The sequence below is a fragment of the Pigmentiphaga litoralis genome (assembly GCF_013408655.1).
GTDB classification, from domain to species: domain Bacteria; phylum Pseudomonadota; class Gammaproteobacteria; order Burkholderiales; family Burkholderiaceae_B; genus Pigmentiphaga; species Pigmentiphaga litoralis_A.
The window spans coordinates 2343039-2357306 of record NZ_JACCBP010000001.1 but is presented as its reverse complement, the minus strand read 5'-3'; the positions used below and the strand labels follow the sequence as shown (position 1 = coordinate 2357306).

Annotated in this window: 13 protein-coding genes; 8 read left to right on the top strand and 5 right to left on the bottom strand. The window is 63.5% G+C overall.

The features are described from left to right. Nucleotides 1–680: 680 nt before the first annotated feature. Nucleotides 681–1658 carry a J domain-containing protein gene (locus HD883_RS10500; RefSeq protein ID WP_179585772.1) on the bottom strand — a complete coding sequence of 326 codons (978 nt, stop codon included), beginning with the start codon at nucleotides 1656–1658 and terminating at the stop codon, nucleotides 681–683. Between the two features lie 751 nt (nucleotides 1659–2409). Between HD883_RS10500 and HD883_RS10495 the strand changes: the two genes are divergently transcribed. Next, nucleotides 2410–2601 carry a hypothetical protein gene (locus tag HD883_RS10495; RefSeq protein ID WP_179585774.1) on the top strand — a complete coding sequence of 64 codons (192 nt, stop codon included), beginning with the start codon at nucleotides 2410–2412 and terminating at the stop codon, nucleotides 2599–2601. On the opposite strand, the gene HD883_RS10490 is transcribed toward HD883_RS10495, so the two are convergent. The 3 genes from HD883_RS10490 to HD883_RS10480 form a co-directional block, all read right to left on the bottom strand. Then, entirely contained in the window at nucleotides 2602–3039 is a 438-nt protein-coding gene (locus tag HD883_RS10490) for a hypothetical protein (protein WP_179585776.1), read from the bottom strand. 66 nt (nucleotides 3040–3105) lie between these two features. Next, nucleotides 3106–3375, bottom strand: a complete 270-nt coding sequence (locus HD883_RS10485; protein WP_179585778.1) for a KGG domain-containing protein — start codon at nucleotides 3373–3375, stop codon at nucleotides 3106–3108. 181 nt (nucleotides 3376–3556) lie between these two features. After that, complete coding sequence (locus HD883_RS10480) at nucleotides 3557–3994, bottom strand: hypothetical protein (protein ID WP_179585780.1); 438 nt, start codon at nucleotides 3992–3994, stop codon at nucleotides 3557–3559. Between the two features lie 356 nt (nucleotides 3995–4350). On the opposite strand from HD883_RS10480, the gene HD883_RS10475 reads away from it, so the two are divergent. The 7 genes from HD883_RS10475 (at nucleotide 4351) to HD883_RS10445 (ending at nucleotide 11548) form a co-directional block, all read left to right on the top strand. Beyond that, the gene (locus tag HD883_RS10475) at nucleotides 4351–4521 is read left to right on the top strand and encodes a hypothetical protein (RefSeq protein ID WP_179582103.1); all 171 of its coding nucleotides are present in this window, start codon (nucleotides 4351–4353) and stop codon (nucleotides 4519–4521) included. Between the two features lie 123 nt (nucleotides 4522–4644). Next, nucleotides 4645–4887: a hypothetical protein gene (locus tag HD883_RS10470; protein WP_179585782.1), complete on the top strand. Its 243-nt coding sequence runs from the start codon at nucleotides 4645–4647 to the stop codon at nucleotides 4885–4887. Continuing rightward, nucleotides 4884–5075: a hypothetical protein gene (locus HD883_RS10465; RefSeq protein WP_179585784.1), complete on the top strand. Its 192-nt coding sequence runs from the start codon at nucleotides 4884–4886 to the stop codon at nucleotides 5073–5075. The genes HD883_RS10470 and HD883_RS10465 overlap by 4 nt, the downstream gene beginning before the upstream one ends. 196 nt (nucleotides 5076–5271) lie before the next feature. After that, nucleotides 5272–7395, top strand: coding sequence for an alpha/beta hydrolase domain-containing protein (locus tag HD883_RS10460; RefSeq protein ID WP_179585786.1), 2124 nt, complete (start codon nucleotides 5272–5274; stop codon nucleotides 7393–7395). A gap of 114 nt (nucleotides 7396–7509) precedes the next feature. After that, nucleotides 7510–10017 (top strand): PAS domain-containing protein, encoded by a 2508-nt coding sequence (locus tag HD883_RS10455; protein ID WP_179585788.1) that lies wholly within the window; start codon nucleotides 7510–7512, stop codon nucleotides 10015–10017. Between the two features lie 168 nt (nucleotides 10018–10185). Continuing rightward, nucleotides 10186–10632: an RcnB family protein gene (locus HD883_RS10450; protein WP_179585789.1), complete on the top strand. Its 447-nt coding sequence runs from the start codon at nucleotides 10186–10188 to the stop codon at nucleotides 10630–10632. A gap of 40 nt (nucleotides 10633–10672) precedes the next feature. Next, complete coding sequence (locus HD883_RS10445) at nucleotides 10673–11548, top strand: spermidine synthase (RefSeq protein WP_179585792.1); 876 nt, start codon at nucleotides 10673–10675, stop codon at nucleotides 11546–11548. A gap of 83 nt (nucleotides 11549–11631) precedes the next feature. Here HD883_RS10445 and cphA read toward each other — a convergent pair whose 3' ends face one another. Next, entirely contained in the window at nucleotides 11632–14226 is a 2595-nt protein-coding gene (gene cphA, locus HD883_RS10440; RefSeq protein WP_179585793.1) for a cyanophycin synthetase, read from the bottom strand. Between the last annotated feature and the right edge of the window lie 42 nt (nucleotides 14227–14268).

The following is a 14268-nucleotide window of genomic DNA, read 5'->3' as shown; positions in this document are numbered from 1 at the left end:
ATGGCTCCGAGCGACACCCTAGTAGTCCGAGGCTAGCGGATGTTGGCGACGACTGAGTAATGGCGGCCGGTAGACAGATTGGTATTCACGGGCTCGTTGATCGGATCACTGAATGATTGTCACAGTGCAAACGCTGGCGGTATTCGCTGTCGCAAAGCTACAAGGTGTGCCCCGGCGATCGCGGCTCTAGCATTTCGGGCCAAGTTCAACTTTGCGTTGGGTATGCCGGACGTTGGGACATTTGCCGATGGGCAGTCTGATGGCCACCGAAAAGTAGGGATCGGGGGCGAACGGGTCGGGGATGTCTGCGACGCCGCAACTACCACTGGCATCGGTTGGCAGCAATGCCGCAGTTCCGCCGCCGAGGTGACTTTGCCGCTATCGGAGCGGGCCACTATACCGAGGGATATAGAGACGGGTGCGCCAGGAAAGTTGTTCAATCGGTAGCTGAAAGTACCGTGCGCTAAAGAGGGCGGCATGGGCTAGGTTCGACTGAGTTGACCGCCGGGTTTAGGTGGGTGCCCTATGGCCAGGGACTCACCGGTAACCCTGTCGAGTCGTGCCGAAGTGTGCTTGCAGATTGCTGGGTCCGACCATTGGCAAGAGGGCGTTTTGAAGCCGAGGCGATCGTTATCTGGGAAGGTAGAGATCCTCCCCTTTGAGTATGTCGCTGAAATACCTTAGAACTCGCTTGCAGATATTCGCGTAGTACGCATATTTCCGTTGGCTACCTTGAAGAGAGTAAGGGTCAGATTGCTGTATTCAGTCCCGTTGTAGACTTCCCTTTCGTAAAGGTTGAAGGATTCCGTCTTTGAAAAGCCGCCGTCATCAAGGTTTTGATAACGAACGTCGTATCTGCCTGCCGTCACTGTATCAAGGGTGAAAGTTTGAAAGCCTGGGATATAGAAGTAGCGAACTGCAGTGTTCGAAAGTCCATCTAAAGCAAACAGTTTGCCGAATACAGGACTGCCATTGCGACTATTGTCCACCGTGACACTCGAAAGACCTTCACTTTTAAGCCGTGGGTAATCGACGACATAAGCGGCGGCCCGCGGCCAAGGGGAGCCGTTCGGAGCCAGCATCGGGGGCATGAACTTCAGACTTTCGATTGGCTCGCTAGCCTTGCTTGGCCTGTAAATGCGAGCTTCGATTGCTTGCTCCGGCCTTTTCGCAACCGCTGGCGCAGCGACAATATCTGACGGCGCCGCCGTTGCAAAGTCTGTGGGGCGCTCCTTCTGCAGTAAATATCCTGCCAAAAAGAGCAGTCCTATGACGCATACGGTCACGATCTCGCGATCATAGTTGGTAGTACTGGTCCTATTCGGCGTCGCATCTTCATCTTTCGCGGGCCCCGCGGTAGTGGCACTTGGCTGTACTGGTCCCGGTTGATGGGGTTGTTGAGATTCTTCTCGATGTACATTTGCGAATGGCCGCTCTTGCTCGACAATCCAGGCGTCGTGATCTGCCTTAAGTGCAGGATCCGACAGCACCTGATAGGCAGCATTAATAAACGCCATTGCTCGAGCAGAGGCCTGGTCTCCGGGATTACGATCTGGATGGTATTTTTGAGCTAACGACTTGTAGGCCGCACGTATGACTTCAGGCGGTGCCTCTCTTGACACTTTTAAATTATCGTAGTGCGTATGTACTCGGTCCACTCAGCCCCCGCTGCGTTGATTGAACTAGCCTCTGCTAGCTCCTGAAAATATCACGGCTGCAGAGAAAATGGCTTTATTGGTCACCTCATTAGTCGGCTTTCTATTTAAATCCAACAATAAGGAAGTCCTTGTCAGCCTCTCGCCGAACGCATGCGATGGGGCAATTTGACTTACGCACAAGCACGTCGGCGCCGGATGCTGTGTCACGCTTATACTTGTCGATCGGTACGATGTCTTTAGGGCAGCGGATCAAACTCTTATTCGTCTTGGCAACAGCGATTCTCGGGCAAAACCGGTAGGGGTTGATAGGGCCTATCAATCTCCATAGGTAAAGTCGCCTTATGCTTCAATAGCCCCTAATTGCGTCACTCCTCACGGTTTGGTTGGCATATTCGGCTAGCTGTAAGGAGCTTTAATCGCACATTTCAGCCGTTGACAGCAAAGGTGCACTCGCGATCGCCGGAAGGATCCGGGTCGCTGCAAGTGTGTAGATGAAGCCGTCGATGCTTCTGTCTACTTCTTTGAAGTTTGACGCGAAGAAGCTTTTTAGGTCCAGGGTTCGAATCCCTGATGCGCCACCAAGAATTCAGCCTTGCAGCAGGCATTGAAGTTCACTTCACGGCCCACTGCAAAGACGAAGCAAAAACGCCACCCTCGCCGGTGGCGTTTTTGTTTTTGCGAGCGATACTTGGCAACTCGCTCGGTCCTTGATGGTCCGGCGCAAACGGGGCAGCAGTCTGGAGTAGTCGAGATGGATCGCCGAACCTTTTTAGCCGCGGCCCCTGCGCTGCTGACATTACCTGCCGGGCCTGCGCATGCTGAACTCACGCCGCCGCACGCCGGCGTCGCGTCCTATACGCCCACCGGTTGGCCCGGGGACTTCGGCTACATCACCGATCCCGTCACAGCTCCCGCCATCGACCTCGGCACACTGCCCGACTGATCACTCGACGATCGTGCCATCCGCGCAGTAAGCGTCGAACTCGGCCGACGTTAGCCTCACCTGCACGACATCGATACCGCGGCGCCAGCTGAGTACGGTGTGGTCGGGTTCGGTTTCCAGCAGGCAGCAGCCTTCGGGCACGCTGGCGGTGTCGCGCTCGCCTTGGATCGGGCGGGTGACGACGGCGGCGCGGGGGTTGGTCCAGGGCCGGCAGGATCGCGCCTGCCAGAAGCCCGTCGCCGCGGTCCACTTCGGCTTGGCTGTGTCGCGCGCCATGTGTGCGTTGAAGCGGGCGCCCGCATCTTCCAGACGGCGGGCCATCGCGGCCCATTGATCGTCATGGCCGTCACGTTCGTGGGCGGCGCGGCGAGACGATCGGTGGCTCGGCTTGGATGCGAAGACGATCGCGTCGGCTGGCATGGCTTTGAGGTTCATCATCTTCCCCCGACCCGCCGCTGCCAGGCAGCCGTAGCGTGGCGGCGTGGGCGCAACGTGTCGATTACGTCAGGTTTGCAGTTCGGATTCTTCGATCGAAGTTTCTTCGTCCTGCACCTCACGCGTTTCATCTTGCGCGGCGTTCAGCGCGGCAATCCGTTTCGCCTGCCGTGCCGCCCGGCCTTTCGCGCCAGCCTGACGGGCTTCGTCTTCCGTGAACTGATGCGCGCGGCCATGGCGGTGGGCGGCGCGTCCACCCGCCGAAGCGAGTGCTTTTTGTTTATCGGGGTCCATGGCCGCAAATCCGCGCGGCCGTCGAGTTTTGAGTTGCTCGGTCATACTTGCTCCGTCCTGTCGAACTCAGCATGAGTTCAGCGACAGGTCAGAAATAGCGCGTTTCTTAGTGAGCTTTGGAGAGTATTGCAAACGCTTTCAAATTCACAGGAAACTAAGCATTTTTACTAGCACCAAGGATGAATCCGCGTTCGGCAGACCATGTTCATCCTTAACGACAGCGCCATTATTCGACGATCGTGCCGCTGTCCAGCAGACGCTGGTAAGTATCTTTGCTCAACAGCGCGGTATGACGGTTTGGACCATATCGCCAGGTGAGTTTTACCTGGTGGTCCGGGTCGTCTTCGACTAGGCAGCAGCCTTGCGGAATCAGGCGGTCAGCCGCCTCATCCCACACCGGTGCGGTCAGGATGGCAGCATGGGGATTGGCCGCTACCGACGGCTCGTCGGGCAGCCACAGACGTGACGGGTCGTGCGCGAAGTCGGCGTACCTGTCTTTGTGGGACACAACGGCGGCCTGCTCGGCGCAGGCCAGGTCCAGCAGACGGGACACGTCCTGGTCGATGGCCGCAGTGCTGCGAATGTTGCCGACGCAGCGGGGCGCGGCCCCGTCGAACGAGCCGACCGGGTCGGCCAAGGCGATCGTGGTGTCGAGTTTCAACATGGAAGCCCTCCATGAATGGATGGGCTGGATCATTACACCCGCCAATGACTTTATGTGCTGCTTGCGACGATCAAGTGACAGTGCTTCACGTTGTATGACAAGGCTTGAATGCTGGTCAAGCCGGTCAGGCCCTCGCACCTGCCAGTCGGGATGCCTTCAAAGCTCACTACAGTGAAAGTGCTTGTATCCGGCAAGCACGCAAGGGTACGTACCAAACACGCCGTCGGCGTCAGGTGGCGCACGGGGTTGCAGGCAGGCGGGCAAACGTTCTGCGCGATGCTTCGCGAGGGATCAAAGGTGAGAATAAGCACGGCATCCCCCGATGCGTGCCGTTACGAATTGAGCCGAACCCTTAGGTGTGCACGAAAGTCGCGGTGCTAGGATGGCCGCTCAAGTTTGGGGAATCGGCGCAAGATTCGATTCGTACTTTCAACGAAGTGAGGGGAAGCAATATGAACGGCATCATCTATATCGTTGGGCTGGTCGTCATCGTCATCGCAGTGCTGTCGTTCTTCGGCCTGCGCTGAGTCGCGCGACACGGCGGCGCTTGCGCCGGCCTCCTGCAAAGCCCGCGGCAATCTGCGGGCTTTGTTCATTCTGGGCACAGCACTTGCTCAAAGGTCTGCTCCAACCCGGTAGAGAGCAGCGACATGAATGCCACCACGCCCCCAGAAAAAGACACTGAAGACACGGCAGCCGAAGCGCTGAACCGCGCCCACGACAGCCGCACCACCGCATCCACCGAAAGCAACGACCAGGGCGGCCTGGCCGAGGGCGGCGGGTTGGGCGGCGAAGCCGGCGTGACGTCGCCGGGCAACGCGGCTGACGGCGGTCCGCCCGCCGATCCTGGTCATACCCACCCTGCCAAGTCCAGCGGATCGGGCAAGCCATGAGCCGCGATCTCGACACGTCACTCGCCCACCGCTACGAGCAGTACGTCAGTGGCGCCTTGCCTTCCGAACGCCACCAACGCTTCGAACTGGATGCCGCGCCTGACAGTTTCGATGATGCCGACATGCCGCCCGGTGGTCTGGACAGCATGTCGATGGACCGGGCCGACCGGTGGGGCGGACCTGCGTAAGCCTTACCGGATCGCGGCCAGAGTTGCCTGCGTCCCGATGTGATCCGAAGCGGCCTGACGGGCCGCTTTTTTCATGCCTGATTCATCTGTTTTCCAGATCGACCTATCTCGATTATTGATTTCAACAATAGTCTCGCGCCGATTAGATTAGGGCCCAGATCCGGTGGATATCCGGGCAGACAACGAGGAGACAGGCATGAAACGAACGATGTGGGCAGCCACTGCGGTCACGCTGGCGGGTACCCTGGCGGCGTGTGGCGGAAGCGATGGCGACGACGCGCCGTCGACGCCCAGCGTTACCCCGCGATTGACGATGACCGTCACGGCGACGGAAGACTTTCCGGGCACCTACGGATCGGTCGGCGCCTACGAGCGCGTGACCGGCACCATCGCCGGCGAGGTCGATCCCAAGGACAGCCGCAATGCCGTGATCCAGGATCTGGCGCTGGCGCCGGTCAATGCGCGCGGCATGGTCGATTATTCGGCTGACTTCGTCATGCTCAAGCCCAAGGACATGAGCAAGTCCAATGGGGTGCTGCGGTATGACGCCCCCAATCGCGGCAACATCCTGACCTATCTGAATCCGACCGCGACGCCCAGTGACGCTGTCTTCCTGGAACGGGGTTATGTCGTGCTGTATTCGGCATGGCAAGGCGATGTGCCCAAAAGCTCCGCGGCGCGCCTGACCGCGACCGTGCCGGTGGCGAAGAATGCCGATGGTTCGTCCATCACCGGCACCTATCGTGCGGAACTGGTCCCGAGCCGCGATGTGCTGTCGACCGCGCTGCCGGGCGGCGTGTTCAACGGGTCCATGATCCCCTACGCACCGGCCAGCCTGGACAACACCTTGCCGGGCTATTCGCTGACGCGTCGCCTGAACGAGACCGATCAGCGCGTCACGATCGCGCCCTCGGACTGGAAATTCGCCACCTGCGACGCCACCACGCCGTTTCCGGGCAAGCCCGACCCCGCCAGCATCTGCGTGAAGGGCGGGCTGCAGGGCAACTATCTGTATGAACTGGTCTACGTGGCCAAGGACCCGAAGGTCATGGGCGTCGGACTGGCCGCCTTGCGCGATACCGTCAGCTTCTTCCGCAGCAAGACGGCGGATGCGGCCGGTACGCCCAACCCCCTTGCCGGAAGGATCAAGTACACGATAGGCCAGGGCACGTCGCAGTCGGGCAATGCCATGAAGACCTTCCTGCATCTGGGCTTCAACCAGTCGCTGGAAGGCGGCAAGGTGTTCGACGGTATGTACGCCCATGTGGCCGCGCGCCAGACCAACATCAACACCCGGTTCGCCGTGCCGGGCGGTGGGGGCGGTCTGCGGACCGATCACACGGCCTTTGGCCAGACCGCGCCGCGGGCGCTCGGCAAGGATTATGTCGACCCGATCACCGGCCAGAAGGGCGGGGTGATGACGCGCTGCTCGGCCTCGTCGACCTGCCCCAAGTTCTTCCTGGGCCTGTCGGGCACCGAATTCTGGGTGCTGCAAGGCTCGCCTGTGCTGACGGACGCCTACGGGTTTACGGACCTCGTCCAGCCTGACAACGCGCGTATCTATTACTACGCCAGCACGCAGCACGGCGGCAATGGCGGCACGGGCAGCATCGGCTACAACCCTGCGTCCAACGTCTATCCGACCGGCACCGTGGCGCATCACACCGACACCTTCCGCGCATTGTTCCTGGACCTGGAAGACTGGGTGGTGGCCGACAAGGCGCCGCCGGCATCGCAAGTGCCCAAGGTGGCCGACGGCACGCTGACGCGTCCGGATCAATTGAAGTTCCCGGTCATGAAGGGGCTGACCTGGCCCGTGGGCGGCGTGCAGACCCCCGTGCCGACCTTCAATTACCTGGCTCGTGTGAACGGCTATTCGGTGCTGAACTACGGTCCGCAATACCGTCCGGAAGACGAATCGGGTATCGCGACGGTCCTGCCGCCCGCCTATTCGGGCAAGGACTACGCGATCCTGGTGCCGCAGGTGGATCCGTCCACCGGCATGGCCAAGACCGGCATCCGCAGCGTCGAGGCCCTGGCGCCGCTGGGCACCAGCCTGGAATTCAACTATGTGGCGATTCCGGGGATCATTGATCTGTCGGGCCTGTCGGGCGGCTACCTGCCGTTCCACGTGACCGAAGCCGCGCGCATTGCGGCCGGTGACACGCGTCCTTCATTGCAAAGCCTGTACGGCAACCAGGCGGGGTATGTTGCGGCCGTGACGGCGGCGGCCAACAGCCTGGTCACCCAGCGCTTCTTGCTGCAGCGGGATGCGGACCGGCTGATCCAGGAGGCCACGGCCCGCCAGATCTTCCCGTAAGGCGCGGCTGACGCATCTCTGCCCCGCGGCGTGACTTGCAAGCGACACAGCGCGACTTCGGTCGCGCTGTGTCGTTGTTGCGCTATGCTTTGGCGACCCCCCGAGATGCGAGCCATGTCCGCTGACCCGATTTTCCATCGCGTTGCCATTACCGCGTCATTGATCGACAGCGAACGTGCCGCCCTGCGCCGCATCGCCGCCGGCGATCCCTTGCGAGACGTGCTCGAATCCGTCGTGACCACCGTGGAATCGACGGCGCGCCATCCGGTGCGCGCATCGGTGCTGCTGATGGACCCCGACGGGGCGACCTTGCGCCACGGCGCCGCGCCCAGCCTGCCCGACAGCTATAACGCCATCGTGGACGGGCTGCCTATCGGGCCCTTCCAGGGATCGTGCGGCAGCGCGGCCTACAGCGGTGAACCCGCCTATGTGTCGGACATCGCCACCGACCCCCGCTGGGCCGCCTATGCGTCCATCGCTGCGGACTACGCCATGCGGGCATGTTGGTCGACGCCGCTGATCGGCGCCGATGGCATGCTGCTCGGCACCTTTGCCATCTATCTGGACGTGCCGGGGGGACCGACCCCGGAAGACCTGGAAGTCATCGTGCTGGTCACGCAGACCGTGGCGTTGACCATCGAACGTTGCCGTTCCGTCACGGCGCTGCGCGAAAGCGAGGATCACTACCGTCATACGGTGGCGCACAATCCCCAGATCGCCTGGACCGCCACGGCCGACGGGGTGGTGGATCAGGTCGCGCAGCGCTGGGAAGACTGGACGGGCGCGCCGGGCACGGGCTCGTCCTGGCAGGATGTGTTGCACCCGGTCGACGTGCGCCCCGCCATCGACCACTGGAATCGCTCGGTCGCCACCGGCGAGCCTTACGACATCGAATACCGGCTGCGCCTGCGCAGCGGCAGTTATCGCTGGGTGCGTTCGCGCGCGTCGGCCCGGTTCGATGCGTCGGGCCAGATCGTCAAGTGGTATGGGTCCACTGAAGACGTGGACGACCGCCGGCGTGCCGAAGACCGCCTGCGCGTCAATGAAGCCAAGCTGCGCCGCCTGAACCAGATCCTGGAAGGGCAGGTGGAAGACTCCAGCCGCGCCAGCGAACGGGTCTGGACGATGTCGCACGAAGTGCTGGCGTCGGCGTCGATCGACGGCTATCTGCTGCGGGTCAATCCGGCGTTCACCGCCGTGCTGGGCTGGCCTGAAGACGCTGTCATCGGCATGCCCTTGCGGGATTTCACGTCCAGCGAACACATGGCGGGTGCGGAGCCCTGGACGCAGGTCGGCGCGGGCGATGTCCCGCTGCGCCAGGACGTGGCCTTCCGGCACAAGGAAGGCGGCCATCGCTGGCTGTCGTTGACGGTGGTATCGGAAGGCGACGCGCTGTTCATGTTCGGCCGCGACATCACTGCCGAACGGGATGCGGCCGATGCCCTGCTCATTGCCGAAGAATCACTGCGGCAGGCGCAGAAAATGGAAGCCTTGGGCCAACTGACCGGTGGCATCGCGCATGATTTCAACAACCTGCTGCAGGGCATTACCGGGCCGCTGGAATTGATCGACCATGCGCTGCGGCGCAAGACGAACGTGGACCTGTCGCGCTACGTGGCGCTGGCCCGGACGTCCGCCGGGCGCGCGGCGGCATTGACGCACCGCCTGCTGGCGTTTTCGCGCCGTCAGCCGCTGGCGCCGGTTCCTTTGAATCCCAATGACTTGGTCGACAGCATGGCGGACCTGCTGCGCCGGACCATGGGCGAGGGGATCGAGACCCGCACCGTGACCGATCCCGACATCTGGATGGCCCGTTGCGACGCGAACCAGCTGGAAAACGCACTGCTGAACCTGGCGATCAATGCCCGGGATGCCATGCCCGATGGCGGCGCGCTGACAATCACCACGTCCAACACGGAACTGACGGCCGACGCCGCGCGGCGCTTGCCGGGCGTGGCCGCGGGCCAGTATGTGCTGATCCAGGTGGCCGACACGGGAACGGGGATGAGCCCGGACATTGTGCAACGCGCGTTCGAGCCGTTCTACACCACCAAGCCGATCGGGCAGGGCACCGGACTGGGATTGTCCATGGCCTACGGGTTCGCGCAGCAATCAGGCGGCACGGCCCGGATCGACAGCCGGGAAGGCGAGGGCACGTCGATCAGCCTGTACCTGCCGCGGCATCTGGCAACGGCGGTCGCGCTGGACGACCCGCAGGGCTTGCCCCTGGCCGCGGACGCCTGTGCGGGCGCCAATGTGCTGGTAGTCGAAGACGACGATACCGTGCGCGCCGTGGTGTGCGAAGTGCTGCGCAGCCTGGACTACCAGGTCAGCGAGGCCGCGGATGGTCCGTCCGGGCTCAAGATACTGAACAGTGAAGCGCCGCTGGACGTCCTGTTGACCGACGTCGGCCTGCCGGGCCTGAACGGACGCCAGTTGGCCGACGCCGCGCTGCAGACCCGGCCGGACTTGAAAGTGCTGTTCATGACGGGCTACGCCGAAGCGGCCACGCGGTCGGCCGGCTTTCTGACGGGCAATATGCAGATGATCACCAAGCCGTTCGAGCTGGACGATCTGACGACCCGTTTGTCAGCGATGCTGGCTCGACGAACGGCGGCATGATCACGGTGATTCAAGTTCCTTCCGAAGCTGACGCGAAACTGACATTTGTTTACCACTCCGGCATCCCGGCCCTGCCGCTGTCAGGGTAAATTCAGCTTGTCGACAGCCTGGCAACGCGTCCCGATAGCCGAACGCGCCAGGTGCCCGGTAACACTGAGAGGTGCCGTGATGAACAAACGAACGATTGCAATCCTGCTGACCAGCGCCGCGATGGCGGTGTCGTCGGTCATGTCCGTGGCCCAGGCCCGCGATGACCACGGCCATGGCCGCGGCCACGATCGGCATGGGCGCTATGACCGCCATGACCGGCACGATCGCCATGACTGGCGCGAACGCCGCGACGATCGCCGCCACTACAGCCACGGGTACGAGCGCGGCTATCGCGACGCCCAGCGCTTCAGCCCGCAGGTGCGCTACTACAGCCCGCCACATCGGTGGAGCCGGGGCGACCGCCTGCCCCGCGGGTATCACGAGCGGTATTACGTCGTGAACGATTGGCAAGGCCGCCGCCTGCACCGTCCAGGCCCGGGCTATCAGTGGGTGCAATCCGGATCGGAATTCCTGCTGGTCGCGATCGCTACCGGGGTGATCACCAGCGTGATCCTGTCACGATGACCGCCGTGTGCCTACCTGCGGCGCCGCGCCGGATGCCGTCATGACCCGCTGGCGTTCGCTGGGCCTGCGGGCCCAGGCGCTGGCGCTGGTCTGCACCGTCATGGCGGTGACGGCGTGCGCCGAGTCCAATACGTCGGTCATCCACACCGAAAAGTCGGCATTCGAAAACATTGTGGTCTACGAACAAGCCGGCGAACGCTGCATGAAGTTCGGCAGCGTCGAAGCCCCCGGCCGGCAAAGCTGCTACGCGATCGACGCGCCGCAGCGCCTGATCTTTGACTACACCCGCATGATGTTCGGCGCGCTGTACCTCAAGCCGGACCCGGCGCGGATCATGATCATCGGACTGGGCGGCGGCAGCATGCCCACCGCATTGCACACGGTGTTGCCACGCACTGTCATCGACACAGTCGAGATCGACCCGGCCGTGGTGTCGGTGGCCAAGAAATACTTCAACTTCAAACCGGACGGCACCTTGCGGGTGCACGTGGCCGACGGCCGCGCGTTTGTGCAGCAGGCGCTGAAGGAAGGGCGGCGGTATGACATCGTCATGCTCGACGCCTTCGACGAAGACTACATTCCGCCGCACCTGCTGACGCGCGAGTTCCTGCAGGAAGTGAAAGCCGTGCTGACGCCGGGTGGCGTGGTCGCCGCGAATACCTTTACCGCGAGCCGGGTGTACGACGACGAGTCGACTACCTATGCGGATGTCTTTGGCCCGTTCTACAACCTGCGGGCCAACAATCGGATCATCCTGGCGGGGCCCAGTCCCTTGCCGTCCGTGGACGCCATGCGCGCCACTGCAGCCAGGCTGGAACCTCGGCTGATCCCCCTGGGCGTGGACGCCAATGCCTTGCTGGCGCGGTTTTCGTCGCGCAAGGATTGGGCGGCTACCGGGAAAGTGCTGACCGATTGATCAGGAGCAAAGTCACGCCCTGAAGACGCGGGTTGCACGCCATCAGGCCCCGGGTGACACCACGTTGCCCGGGGCCTGATCGTTTACGCCGCGGCTTGCGCTTCTTGCACCCGCTGCGCGATGTGGTTCAGCGCCTCGTCCACCTGATCGATCAGGATCAGGCACAGATCGCCCGGCTGCAGGGCGGCCAGGGCGGTATCGATCGCCACGAACTCGCCACGGATTTCCTGGATGTTCCGGGTGCGTGACGCGTTCGACAGGCCATCCCGCAGCAAGCCCAGCACCTCGCCATCGGCGCGGCCGCGCTGGCACTGGTCTTCGTACAGCAGCACGTCGTCAAACGCTTCGCCCAGGATTTCGGTCTGGCGGCGGATGTCGATGTCCCGGCGATCGCCCGCACCGCTGATCACCACCGACCGGCGCGTGGCCGGCAGGTTGTCGATAGCCTTGACCAAGGCGCCGATCGCATCGGGGTTGTGGCCGTAATCGGCAATCACGGTGGCGCCCCGATAGGCATAGCGGTTGAAGCGGCCCGGCGCGGTGGCGGCATCGTTCACGAAGTTGGCCAGACCTGCCCGGACGCTGTCCGTATCGAGCCCCAACGCCCACGCCGCGGCAATCGCCGCCATCGCGTTTTCCACCTGGAAGTCGAGCGCGCCGTCGCACGTCAGCGGGATGTCGGCCAGCGGGTAGCGCTGCACGTCATCACCCTGGTCCGTGACCTGTTCGGTGACGATGTCGCCGCCCTCGCGATACACGATCCGCCGTTGTTTGGCGCGGTGCATGGCCAGCACGGGCTGTTGGCGATCGCGTGCAAAAAAGATCACGCCGCCGGGGCAGCTGTCGGCCATCTTCACGACGATCGGATCGTCGGCGTTCAGCACCGCCATGCCTTGCGGTTTGACGTTTTCGACGATCACGCGTTTGACCACCGCCAGGTCTTCGACCGTGCTGATGTAGTTCAGGCCCAGGTGATCGCCCATGCCGATGTTGGTCACGACGGCCACGTCGCAGCGATCGAAACCCAGGCCTTCCCGCAGCACACCGCCGCGTGCGGTCTCGAACACGGCCGCGTCCACATCGGGGTGCAGCAGCACGTTGCGGGCGCTGCGCGGACCGCTGCAGTCGCCGGTGTCGATACGTTGCGCGCCAATGTAGACGCCGTCGGAATTGGTCATGCCGACCGTGTCGCCACGTTGGCCGATCAGGTGCGCGATCAGGCGCACGGTGGTTGTCTTGCCGTTGGTGCCGGCCACGGCCACAAGGGGAATGCGTCCATCGTCACCGGCAGGGAACAGCGATGCCACGATGGCTTCCCCCACCTGCCGGCCCTTGCCGTAGGACGGGCTGATATGCATGCGCAGGCCGGGCGCGGCGTTGACTTCGACGATGCCGCCGCCCGTGGCTTCCAATGGCCGCTGCACGGTGTCGCAGACCATGTCGACGCCGGCAATGTCCAGCCCCACCATCTGCGCGGCGGCAATCGCGCGCGCGGCCAGGTCGGGGTGCACTTCGTCCGTCACATCGGTGGCGGTGCCGCCGGTGCTCAGGTTGGCGTTGTTGCGCAGCGCGACGCGCACGCCCTGGGCCGGGACCGATTCCGCATCCAGCCCCTGGCCTGCCAGGGTGGCCAGCGCCACCGCGTCGAAACGGATCTTGGTCAGGCTGGTGCCATGGCCTTCGCCGCGGGCCGGGTCCCGATTGACCTGATCGACCAGTTCGCGCACCGTCTGGCGGCCATCGCCGATCACCTGCGGCGGATCGCGGCGCGCGGCGGCGACCAGGGTGTCGTTGATCACGAGCAGGCGAAAATCGTGGCCAGGAATATAGCGTTCGACCAGCACGGTCGAACTGATCTTTGCGGCAACCTCATAGGCGGCCAGGATTTCGTCGCGGCCGGTAATGTTGACGGCCACGCCCTTGCCCTGGTTGCCATCGCGCGGCTTGATCACCACGGGGGCGGCGATGTCGGCGGCGGCGCGGCAGGCGTCTTCGGCATCTTCCACCGGACGGCCGGTCGGCACCGGCACGCCCGCGGCCTGCAGCAGGTTCTTGGTCAGTTCCTTGTCTTGCGCGATCGACTCGGCAATCGCGCCGCTCATGTCGGTCTCGGCGGCCTGGATCCGGCGCTGGCGGCGGCCCCAGCCAAACTGCAGCAGGCTGCCCGAGGTCAGGCGCCGGTACGGAATGCCGCGCGCCACCGCAGCCTGGGCGATCGCGCCCGTGCTGGGGCCCAGGCGCACGTCTTCATCCAGTTCCCGCAGGCGCGCCACGGCGGCGGCCAGGTCGAACGGGGTGTCGTCCAAGGCTGCCTGGCACAGTTGCTGGGCCAGCTCGAAGGCCAGGCGGCCCACGTCTTCTTCGGTGTACTCGACCACTACCTGGAACACGCCGCGTTCCAGGGTAGGAACGCTGCGCGCGAAGGTCACGGGGCAGCCCGCTTCGGACTGCAGCCCCAGCGCCGCCAGGCCCACGGCGCGCGCCATGGACACGGCGCGTTCATGGCCGGCGGGCTGGAAGGCGCCGATGGCGGGGAACCGCGCACGCAGCCCGGCTTCGAAGCCCGGGATGTCGCCGATCGCGCATTCGGCGTCGGTGCACGACACGATGGCCTCGAGCGCCGTGCGACGGCTCCAGAGGTTGGGCCCGCGCAGCGCCCGGATACGTGAAACTTCCATGAACGAATTCCTGTAGGACATGGGGCGCCGGACGGCTGGCGT